The 10,066-nt window shown below is 37.8% G+C and carries 8 protein-coding genes; 4 read left to right on the forward strand and 4 right to left on the reverse strand.

The annotated features are described in order from the left end of the window. Window positions 1-39 precede the first annotated feature (39 nt). The 3 genes from ACIR131C_RS0119885 (at window position 40) to ACIR131C_RS0119905 (ending at window position 2,453) form a co-directional block, all read left to right on the forward strand. The gene (locus tag ACIR131C_RS0119885) at window positions 40-927 is read left to right on the forward strand and encodes an ABC transporter permease (RefSeq protein WP_028091577.1); all 888 of its coding nucleotides are present in this window, start codon (window positions 40-42) and stop codon (window positions 925-927) included. A 115-nt stretch (window positions 928-1,042) separates the two neighbouring features. Then, a complete protein-coding gene (locus ACIR131C_RS26320; protein ID WP_196811819.1) occupies window positions 1,043-1,204 on the forward strand; it encodes a hypothetical protein in 162 nt (53 codons plus the stop codon). Window positions 1,205-1,556: 352 nt separating this feature from the next. Further along, the gene (locus ACIR131C_RS0119905; protein ID WP_028091578.1) at window positions 1,557-2,453 is read left to right on the forward strand and encodes an ROK family protein; all 897 of its coding nucleotides are present in this window, start codon (window positions 1,557-1,559) and stop codon (window positions 2,451-2,453) included. Here ACIR131C_RS0119905 and ACIR131C_RS0119910 read toward each other — a convergent pair. Further along, window positions 2,450-4,087 carry a CTP synthase gene (locus ACIR131C_RS0119910; protein ID WP_028091579.1) on the reverse strand — a complete coding sequence of 546 codons (1,638 nt, stop codon included), beginning with the start codon at window positions 4,085-4,087 and terminating at the stop codon, window positions 2,450-2,452. The two genes, ACIR131C_RS0119905 and ACIR131C_RS0119910, sit on opposite strands and share 4 nt — an antisense overlap. Before the next feature lie 159 nt (window positions 4,088-4,246). On the opposite strand from ACIR131C_RS0119910, the gene ACIR131C_RS23620 reads away from it, so the two are divergent. Continuing rightward, window positions 4,247-6,052, forward strand: coding sequence for an N-acetylmuramoyl-L-alanine amidase (locus tag ACIR131C_RS23620; RefSeq protein WP_051347643.1), 1,806 nt, complete (start codon window positions 4,247-4,249; stop codon window positions 6,050-6,052). A gap of 88 nt (window positions 6,053-6,140) precedes the next feature. Here the strand turns inward: ACIR131C_RS23620 and ACIR131C_RS0119920 are convergent, their stop codons facing one another. From ACIR131C_RS0119920 to ACIR131C_RS23630, 3 genes are all read right to left on the reverse strand, one after another. Beyond that, window positions 6,141-7,328: a DUF2252 domain-containing protein gene (locus tag ACIR131C_RS0119920; protein WP_028091580.1), complete on the reverse strand. Its 1,188-nt coding sequence runs from the start codon at window positions 7,326-7,328 to the stop codon at window positions 6,141-6,143. 236 nt (window positions 7,329-7,564) lie between these two features. Next, complete coding sequence (locus ACIR131C_RS23625; protein ID WP_035372590.1) at window positions 7,565-7,894, reverse strand: KGK domain-containing protein; 330 nt, start codon at window positions 7,892-7,894, stop codon at window positions 7,565-7,567. Window positions 7,895-7,985: 91 nt separating this feature from the next. Then, window positions 7,986-10,028, reverse strand: coding sequence for a dynamin-like GTPase family protein (locus ACIR131C_RS23630; protein WP_231395510.1), 2,043 nt, complete (start codon window positions 10,026-10,028; stop codon window positions 7,986-7,988). Between the last annotated feature and the right edge of the window lie 38 nt (window positions 10,029-10,066).

Consider the following 10,066-nt stretch of genomic DNA (forward strand, 5'->3'; position numbering starts at 1 on the left):
ACTTACCTACTTAATCAAATTTAGCAAGCCGGTGTTTAGATGACGATTACAAAAAAGCGATTACCAAATTTCTGGAAATTTACGAATAATCCCAGCCTATCTCAGCGATTAATGCAGATTGGTCTAGGTATAACTCTCTTTTTCATCTTCTTAGCCTTTTTTGCTCCTGTTTTTCAAAGTTGGGGTTGGTTACAAAACCCCAAGGAATTTCTTTCTCACCCTATTCATCAAGCACCTTCCGCTCAACACTGGTTTGGAACAAGTCGTTTAGGTTATGATGTCTTTTCCCGTAGTGTATTTGGTGTGCAGGCCGCGCTGCAAGTTGTGACTTTAGCAACATCTTTGAGCATGATCATCGGTGTACCATTGGGGATGGTAAGCGGTTATTTGGGGGGAAAATTAGATAAAGCTCTATTATTTCTCATGGATAGTATTTATACTTTACCAGGTTTATTACTGTCAGTAACATTGGCTTTTGTAGTCGGAAGAGGAATCTTAAATGCAGCGATCGCTATTAGTATAGCCTATATCCCCCAATATTATCGCGTCGTTCGTAATCATACAGTCAGTGTCAAAACTGAAATATATATCGAAGCGGCACAAGCCATGGGCGCTTCTACTTGGGTTGTCTTATCAAGATATCTGTTTTTAAATGTCATTCAAAGCGTACCTGTTCTATTTACTCTCAATGCGGCAGATGCTATCTTAGTTTTAGGCGGGTTAGGATTTTTAGGGTTAGGATTACCTGAAGAAGTACCAGAATGGGGATATGATTTAAAACAGGCTTTAGAAGCATTACCTACAGGCATTTGGTGGACTACTCTATTTCCTGGTTTAGCTATGACTTCTTTAGTGGTTGGATTATCATTACTTGGTGAGGGATTAAATGAATTTGTTAATCCTCGTCTCAAAAGAAAGAATAATTGACAATTGACAATGGATAAGCAACAATTGGCAATGAATCAAAAACAATTGGCAATGGATAAGCAACAATTGACAATGAATCAAAAACAATTAACAAATAACAACCTGAGAGATGATTGTGAACGATAATATGACATTAATTGCGGCTGCTACAGGTGGCTTAGTGCTTTCTCTAGCTTTATCTGGTATTTTAAAAGGTAGTCCAATTACAGATTGGCAACAGGTACATAAAACTTCATACCCATTTGCAAAGATACAAGTTATCAGCAAAAATCAATAGAAATGGGAACGGGTAATTGACAACTGACCACTAACAACTGACCACTAACAACTGACCACTAACCACTGACAACTGACAACTGACCACTAACAACTGACCACTAACCACTAACCACTAACCACTAACCACTGACAACTGACCACTGACCACTAACAACTGACCACTAACCACTAACCACTAACCACTAACAACTGACCACTAACAACTGACCACTAACCACTAACAACTGACCACTAACCACTAACAACTGACCACTGACAACTGACCACTGACCACTAACAACTGACCACTGACAACTGACCACTGACAACTGACCACTGACAACTGACAACTGACTAATGACAACTGACTAATGACAAAACAAGTAATTGGTATTGATTTAGGAGGAACTGGGATTAAGTTGGGACGTTTTACAGCAAATGGTAATTGTTTGCAATCTTTATCTGTAGATACTCCCCAACCTGCAACACCTGAAGCTGTATTATCAGCTATAGTAGATGGCATAGCGCAAATTGACCCCAATCAGGAAGCTACCGCTATCGGTTTAGGTACTCCTGGACCTGCTGATGCTGCGGGAAGAGTTGCCAAAGTTGCTATTAATCTGGTAGGATGGAATAATGTACCTTTGGCAGATTGGTTAGAAGCTAAAACTGGTAAACCGACAATTTTGGCTAATGATGCTAATTGTGCTGGTTTAGGAGAAGCTTGGTTAGGTGCTGGCCGCAATTTCCCCAATTTGATTTTACTGACCTTGGGGACTGGAGTTGGTGGGGCAATTATTCTTGATGGTAAATTATTTGTGGGACATCAAGGTGCAGCAGCAGAATTAGGTTTAATTACCTTAAATCCTGATGGACCAATGTGCAATAGTGGCAATCAAGGTTCTTTAGAACAATATACTTCCATTGCTGCTATCCGTCGCCGTACAGGCAAAGAACCAGCGGAATTAGGCGCACTTGCCAAAATTGGAGACCAAGAAGCCTTGACTTTTTGGCAAGAATATGGTAAAGATTTAGGAAGAGGTTTAACAAGTTTACTCTATGTGCTGACACCCCAGGCAATTATTATTGGTGGTGGTGTGAGTGGGAGTTTTCAGTTTTTCTTACCCGCATTACAAGCAGAAATCGAAAAACGGGTTTTACCAACTTCCCGCGCAGGGTTACAAATTCTTCCAGCAGAATTAGGAAATGCAGCGGGAATGGTGGGTGCTGCTAAATTAGCATTGACAATGCTAACAATGGAAAATTAAGAGACTTTTAGGGGTTTTGGGATATTGGTAGTAGAATGGGCTTGAGAGATGGCAGCGTTTACAAATCCTTTAAATAAAGGATGGGGTGCATTAGGGCGAGATTGAAATTCCGGGTGAAATTGACAAGCGATAAAAAATGGGTGTTTAGAATATTCCACTATTTCCACTAGTCTACCATCGGGAGATGTACCGCTGACCAAATAACCAGAATCTAATAACTGACTCCGGTAAACATTATTAAACTCATAACGGTGACGGTGGCGTTCATAAATAACTTCTTCTTGATAAAGTTGGAAAGCAAGGGTATTAGGAAGTATCCGACAGGGATAAAGTCCCAAGCGCATTGTTCCGCCTAAATCTACTACGTCTTGTTGTTCCGGTAAAAGATTAATAACCGGATCATTGGTGTTTGGATCAAATTCAGCACTATTGGCATGAGATAGGCCTTCGACATTTCTAGCCCATTCAATCACAGAACACTGCATTCCTAAGCATAACCCTAAAAAGGGAATTTGCCGGTCGCGGGCGTATTTAATGGCCGCAATTTTCCCATCTATGCCTCGACTACCAAAACCGCCGGGAACAATGATACCATCTACACCGGATAAATAGTTTTCTGCTGGTTCAGTTTCCAGGGCTTCGGAATTTACCCACCGCAGACGCAAATCTCCGTGAGTAGCAATAGCAGCATGACGTAAGGATTCAACTACGGAAAGGTAGGCATCACTTAACCGGACATACTTACCAACAATGGCGATTTCGACGCTGTATTTAGGAGTATACATTCGTTCTACCATAGTTTCCCATTCTTGTAAATTGGGTTGACGTTGTTCCATTTGCAACAAATCAAGGACCTGTTCTGCTAGTCCTTCCCGTTCTAAAATTACTGGTACTTCATAGATACTACGAGCGTCTGGGGCAGGAATTACGCATTCTACAGCTACGTCGCAAAATTCTGATAACTTTTGTTTCAAACCTACAGGAATGGGGCGATCGCTGCGACATACTAGAATATCTGGTTGAATGCCAATTGATCTCAATTCCTTAACAGAGTGCTGAGTGGGTTTGGTTTTCATTTCCCCTGCTGAAGCAATCCAAGGCAATAGAGTAACGTGCATATATAAAACATTGCGCCGACCGACTTCCTTGCGTAATTGACGAATTGCTTCTAAAAACGGTAGTGATTCAATATCACCCACCGTACCGCCAATTTCTGTAATTACCGCAGCAGGATTAGTTTCTTTAGCAACTCTGACAATCCGGTCTTTAATTTCATTGGTAATGTGAGGAATTACTTGAACAGTGCCGCCATTATAGTCTCCTCGGCGTTCCTTATTAATAACTGACTGATAAATCAAGCCAGTAGTAACACTATTTAGACGAGACATGGATGTATCCGTAAACCGTTCATAATGTCCCAGATCTAAATCCGTTTCCGCACCGTCTTGGGTAACAAAAACTTCCCCATGCTGAAAAGGACTCATTGTGCCTGGATCAACGTTAATATAGGGGTCAAGTTTGAGAATGGAAACGGAATAATCCCGGGATTTGAGCAAACGACCCAGACTTGCTGCTACAATGCCTTTACCAATACTGGAAACAACGCCTCCAGTCACAAAGATAAACTTAGTCATAGTATTTTCAATTGCTAGTAACTTGTAAAAATAGATTTTCGTCCCTAGTGAGAATTTCTGTAGACGATTTTAGAAGCTTGTATGCGGGATGAATTGATGTTTTATTTCATCTTCCCCATTTTGCCACAGTTCCTACTCTGAAAACCCTTGTATTTGTCCATGAAAAAACTTTTAGGATTATTAGGATTAGTATCATTTAATTTTTTATTCACCTCCTGGGTTGCATTAGCGCGAGAATCACTTTTAGTAGTTTTTCCCCCCACAAACTACCAAACCAGTACAGAAAAAATATTTTTTATTGGTACTGCACCGCCGGCAGGACAAGTTTTAATTAATGGTAAAGTGATTAAACGTAGCCAGTCTGGGCATTTTTCCCCCAGTTTTCCCTTGCAATTAGGAGAAAATATATTTAAAGTCCGTTACCAAAATCAAGAACGAGAGCTTAAAATTAACAGGATATCTACCCAACCTGAGTTACCCCAAGGTTTAGGCTTTGCTAAAAATTCCTTGACCCCTGCCGTGGATATTACCAGATTACCAGGAGAATTAATTTGTTTTAGTGCAGTTGCGCCACCTCAAGCCACTGTCTGGGTTAATCTAGTAAATCAAAATCTAGTAAATCAAAATATTGCCCTTTTACCTCAACCATCATTTGCACAATTACCTCCTAATTCGAGTATTTTAACAGGTTTCAATCAGCCTAATCGTTCTAGTTTTAGCAAATACCAAGGTTGTACAACAGTCACAAATGCTGCTGACTTGGGAAAACCTGAATTTAATTTACAACTGAATGATCAAAGAATAACTCAAACTGGGCTAGGAAAAATCGAAATTCTGTCCCCAGCACAGTTAGCAGTTGCAGAAATTACATCAGAATCAGGCGTTACTCGCACAGGACCCGGTACAGATTATTCTCGACTGACACCCTTACCAAAGGGTACTATGGCAACAATAACAGGTCAAGAAGGTGAATGGCTGCGCTTAGACTATGGCGCTTGGATTAATAGCAAAGAGACTAAAATTATAGCAGGTGCAGTTGCACCACAGACAGTGATTCGCAGTGTGGGCTATCGGCAACTAAATACAGCCACAGAGATGATTTTTCCCTTAGAAACTGCTGTTCCTGTGAGTGTAGAACAGGGAAATAATTTCTTCACTCTCACCCTTTACAATACTACAGCCCAAACAGACACAATTCGCCTAGATGATAACCCCCTAATTTCTCGCCTAGATTGGCATCAGGTAAGCCCTAAACAGGTGAAATACACCTTTAACCTCAAAAAGCTCCAACAGTGGGGTTATAAGCTGAGATATGACAATACAACTCTAGTTTTAACTTTACGTCATCCCCCCCATTTTCCCCAAATCAAACGCCTACCTTTATCTGGTATCAAGATTGTACTTGATCCAGGCCATGGTGGTAAAGAATCTGGCGCTAGTGGACCAAATGGGTATTTAGAAAAAGATGTAAATTTGGTAATTTCTAAATTGCTACGGGATGAATTGGTAAAGCGCGGAGCTAAAGTGGTAATGACCAGAGAAGATGATCGAGACCTATCTTTGGTGGAACGTCAGGTAATTATTAATACAGAAGAACCAGCGATCGCCCTTTCCATCCATCATAACTCTTTACCGGATAATGGTGATGCGGAAAATACTAAAGGATTTGGTACTTTTTGGTATCATCCCCAGTCCCACAGCATGGCAGTGTTTTTACAAAATTACGTGGTTACAAATCTCCGTAAACCTAACTATGGTGTATTTTGGAATAATTTAGCCTTAACTCGTCCCAGTGTCGCACCTGCGGTATTATTGGAGTTGGGTTTTATGAGTAATCCCTATGAATTTGAGGAGATAGTGAATCCTCAAGCACAGCGGAAAATGGCGAGTACCTTAGCTGATGGGATAACTAAGTGGTTTAAAGGCATTAATCTAACCACAGAGGCACAGAGAACACGGAGGTAAGAGGTAAGATGGTCTGGTTGTCAAAATGTCACCTTGAAAACCGTAGTTTCTGACTGCTGGAGGTATGGGAATGGGTGCGGAATGTGGGTTATATTGATTGACAAAATTCTTCAAAATCTTGGTTGACTTTTTGAGAGTAGTAAACCGCATATTCTAAAACAGAATTATGCCATTGGGAAGATTGACCAAAATTAATTAATTCATCAGCAATTGCAGAACCTTGTCTCCCTCCACTGCGTAATTGGTCCCAAGCTGTTACTTCAGCCATTGTTTGAATTAATTTTTGCAAACGCCCTAATTTTCCATCCCAAGCTTGTAGACTTACCCCATCTTCTTCTGGTTGTAATTCTCGTAAAAGATAGGATTTATTACCATCATTTATTGCTTCTAATAATGCTAGAGAAGTTCCTTGTAAACGTTGTTGAATAGCGACAACTCTTGTCGCTGGAGTTTCCCATTCTGGCTGAGAAACTGGTAAATAAGCCTGTAAAGAACTGGCTTGAATTTCTTTCAAATCTAGTAAATAGTTTTGATTAGGAGAACCATTACCTTCTACTAAGATGATATAACGTTCTAAACCTAAACTACCAGTACCAGCTATGCGTTTTTGAATATCTAGAACTTGATAAAAATCGGCGTTTTGATTTGTAGTATGATGCCAATTTTTAATTAATTTCTCAACATTTTCTTGTTCGGCTGCTGTTGCTGTAACAATCCGTTTATTATCAACAATTAACCGTCGTTTACCTTTCTTTTCTTGAGTACGTTTATTCAAGAAATCAGCACGATTTCGTTTTTTCAGACTTTCCAATAAATCTTTAACTAAACCTTTAGCAGTTTCTTTTTCTACGGTTTTAGCTTTTCCCTTGGACAAAGCTTGTGCATAAGCTTTGAGATAAAGTTCACTTAAATTTAGAGATTCTTTTTCATCTACTCCCAAACTACGAGAACCTACAATAATACTCGTAATAAATCTCACTATTTCCCAAGTACAAGGTGCGATAACGGCTTCATCAAAATCATTAATATCAAAATAAACTAACCGATTATTACCTTTATAACTACCGAAATTTTCTAAATGTAAGTCTCCACAAATCCAAGTTAAAGGTGCTAAATTCATCCCGGAATTTTCAGAAAGGTCTTCATAAAATAAATGACAAGTTCCGCGAAAGAAATAAAATGGATCAGTAGCGAGTTTCTTGTATTTTAACTTTAAAAATTCTGGGTTGCGTCCGTTGTTGAATTTTTCGATTCTGGTTTTGATGTTGTTTGACATAGATTTATATTGTCTGAATCAGGATATCTAAGATTTACAGGATGTGGTTTAGTGTTGATATTCTTATTTCTCAACACCTTCAATAATTATAATAATAAGTATATCATTAATTATTGATTGTAACATAAATTCACATTTTATAAAATCCTGATTTAGACAATTGAGGCGATGAGAAATCGCATCTACATAAACAAAGTCCACCTGCGTGGACTAATTTATTTATGATCTAGCTTCATTTATCTTAAGTCATCAAGGGGTGATTCTGGTTCGTCAGGACAAAATTCTAAACAAATTTTCATTCTGATTTTTCCTTTTTGCCAATTTTTACTAGGTTTTAAAATCTGACAATCTACACCATTATTTATCCAATCATCAGGGTTTTTAACAGATGGTAGAACACGACTCTTGATACGTTCTAGTTCATGGTTTAAATGCTTTAAACTACCGTTATCTAAGATTACTTTTGATAAAGCTATATCTAATTGACTGGCTTTAAAAATATAACCATCAAAATCAATCACAACATCACTTTGTTCAGAATCTATAAATTGAAAATTCTCTTCCATTTCTTTCTTCCTCTGTGTTCTCTGTGTCTCTGTGGTTCGTTAAAAAACAAAATTAGGTGAACACAGAAAAACCCTGCATTCACCAAAAACATTATACCTCTTCTTCGCCAATTATTGGCAGTAAATGTTCATATAACTGCATCGCTTGTAAACAGCCATTAATTCCTGCAACTGCTGTATTATATGCCGCAATTTTTCCCTCAACCTGACTTAACAAACGTTGATTATTGGCAATTTTTTCTCCTGCTTCCTGTTGCAATGTTGTCTCTAAATAAGCCCGCGCTTGGGGATATTGTTGTAATATCTCATCTGCTTGTTTTTCTCCCATTGGTAATAACTGAGTTTTAATAGTTTGGTTGATAGTTTGACGGAAAGATTGACGAATAGTATGAGAAACTTTCGGTTCAAAATCTAACTTTAATAATTGTCTAATTGCAGGTTCAGCGTCAATAATACTTTCTGCATCATAGGCTTGGGAAGTTTGTTCTAATACTTGTCGAAATTGATAGATAGAAAAAGTTCCTTCATTATAAAATCTAGGACTTTCTCTGACAAAGCGATCGCATTCTACCCTAGCACTATTTACTAAAGTTTGAGAAATTACTTTTTCTATTTCTTTTACCTGTGATTCAATTCCTCCATCATTACCCAATAAGCGATACAATTGACGATAATATTCTGATTTTCTAATTTTTGCCATTAATTGTTGGAATAGATTACTAATTACTTGTTGACAAGATTCTATTAAAATATCTTCCAACTGATTTGACAGGTAATAAAAAGCCTCTACTAAAATAGCCAATAAGGGTGCAGTTGCGTTTCTAGGATGACTCAAAGTTGCGCGACGATAAGCTTCTGCAACGGAAAAGGTATCTAGTAATTCATCCAGACGACGAACCATGCGTGATTGTAATTGTCGAAAATCTGTTTCAAATTGTTCACAATTATTGTTAATAATTTTGTTGACTTCATCATGAATATGTTGATTAAATTCTCTCCCAATTTGTTGGAGTTGCTGATTTAATTTTTGCAACTCATATTCTTTCATACTTTCGATTTCTCGCGGTTGACTATCTAATTCTCGTTGTTGATTTTGATAGTATTTTTTGAGTTTAATACAAATATCTTCTAAATCATCTGCAAGGTTTTTAAATAATTGGGGACGTTTCTCTTCTGTCAGATAGCGAGTAATTGAAGTGCGAAATTCTTCAATTCCACTATCTTGAATGAGTTGGTTAATTAATGGTGTTCCCTGTTCGCTTAAAATTCTCACATAGTTGCTATTAGAAGTTTCATAACCATGGAGAGAAATTCTAAATTGACTAGGAGAAAGTTTACCTGAACTAACGCAATAATTATTAAAAGCGTAGACAAATTGTGGTGTTTCTTCTTTCTCGTCTAAACCTTTAACACTTTCTGCAAAAATCGAATCTAATCCAAATCTATCCTGTATGCTTGTTTTTTTCAGTTGACTTCCGTAAAATCCTAACAAACCACTAGTTTTATAAACTCTGTTACTATCTCGAAATTGACTATTAATTAGATCTTCTAATCTTTGTCTGAGTTGATTATTGTACCAAGTTTCATCTATGCGGTTAAAGATATAAAAAACTCTGTCTCTTATCCCTGCATTTTCCCGCATTGTTTCCAATAATTCGGTTTCTTCTTTGGTCATGTCTCCCGCTGACGCAGGTTTGAGAACACAAACTACTGCTGAGGTTTCTGAATCTTGAATTTTTCTATAAGTTAATACTGCATCTTTTTCTATTGGTGCATCAATTCCTGGTGTGTCTATAATGACATTACCATCTTCTAAAAGAGGATGATAACAATAGTATTCGATTCGTTTTAAAACCGCGCTATTACTACCCCTGCGTGCATATCCTGCGGCTTCTTTGAGGTTCGTAAAATTGAATTGTTCCATTGAATAGGTTGCATTATTAAAGCTGTTAATTCTTTCTTTGTTTGCAACAAATCCTGCTAATAGTAAAATCAATGCTTTTGCTTGTTTTGCACGTTCTGATTTACTTTCTCCTCCCTGTTGTTGAATAATCGCTTGACAACCTTGATGTAATAAATCAATTACATCTTGTTTATTGATATTATCAAACCTGAGTTCGATATAAATAATCATCCTGAAAACTAATTATATCAGACTTTTCTCAATTAGCA

Origin of the sequence: Dolichospermum circinale AWQC131C, assembly GCF_000426905.1 — a bacterium.
Lineage (GTDB): Bacteria > Cyanobacteriota > Cyanobacteriia > Cyanobacteriales > Nostocaceae > Dolichospermum > Dolichospermum circinale.

What these genes read in the sequence shown, in the direction of transcription:
- ACIR131C_RS0119885 (WP_028091577.1), top strand. Translation starts at nt 40, where the DNA reads ATGACGATTACAAAAAAGCGATTACCAAATTTCTGGAAATTTACGAAT.
- ACIR131C_RS0119905 (WP_028091578.1), top strand. Translation starts at nt 1,557, where the DNA reads ATGACAAAACAAGTAATTGGTATTGATTTAGGAGGAACTGGGATTAAG.
- ACIR131C_RS0119910 (WP_028091579.1), bottom strand. Translation starts at nt 4,087, where the DNA reads ATGACTAAGTTTATCTTTGTGACTGGAGGCGTTGTTTCCAGTATTGGT.
- ACIR131C_RS23620 (WP_051347643.1), top strand. Translation starts at nt 4,247, where the DNA reads ATGAAAAAACTTTTAGGATTATTAGGATTAGTATCATTTAATTTTTTA.
- ACIR131C_RS0119920 (WP_028091580.1), bottom strand. Translation starts at nt 7,328, where the DNA reads ATGTCAAACAACATCAAAACCAGAATCGAAAAATTCAACAACGGACGC.
- ACIR131C_RS23625 (WP_035372590.1), bottom strand. Translation starts at nt 7,894, where the DNA reads ATGGAAGAGAATTTTCAATTTATAGATTCTGAACAAAGTGATGTTGTG.
- ACIR131C_RS23630 (WP_231395510.1), bottom strand. Translation starts at nt 10,028, where the DNA reads ATGATTATTTATATCGAACTCAGGTTTGATAATATCAATAAACAAGAT.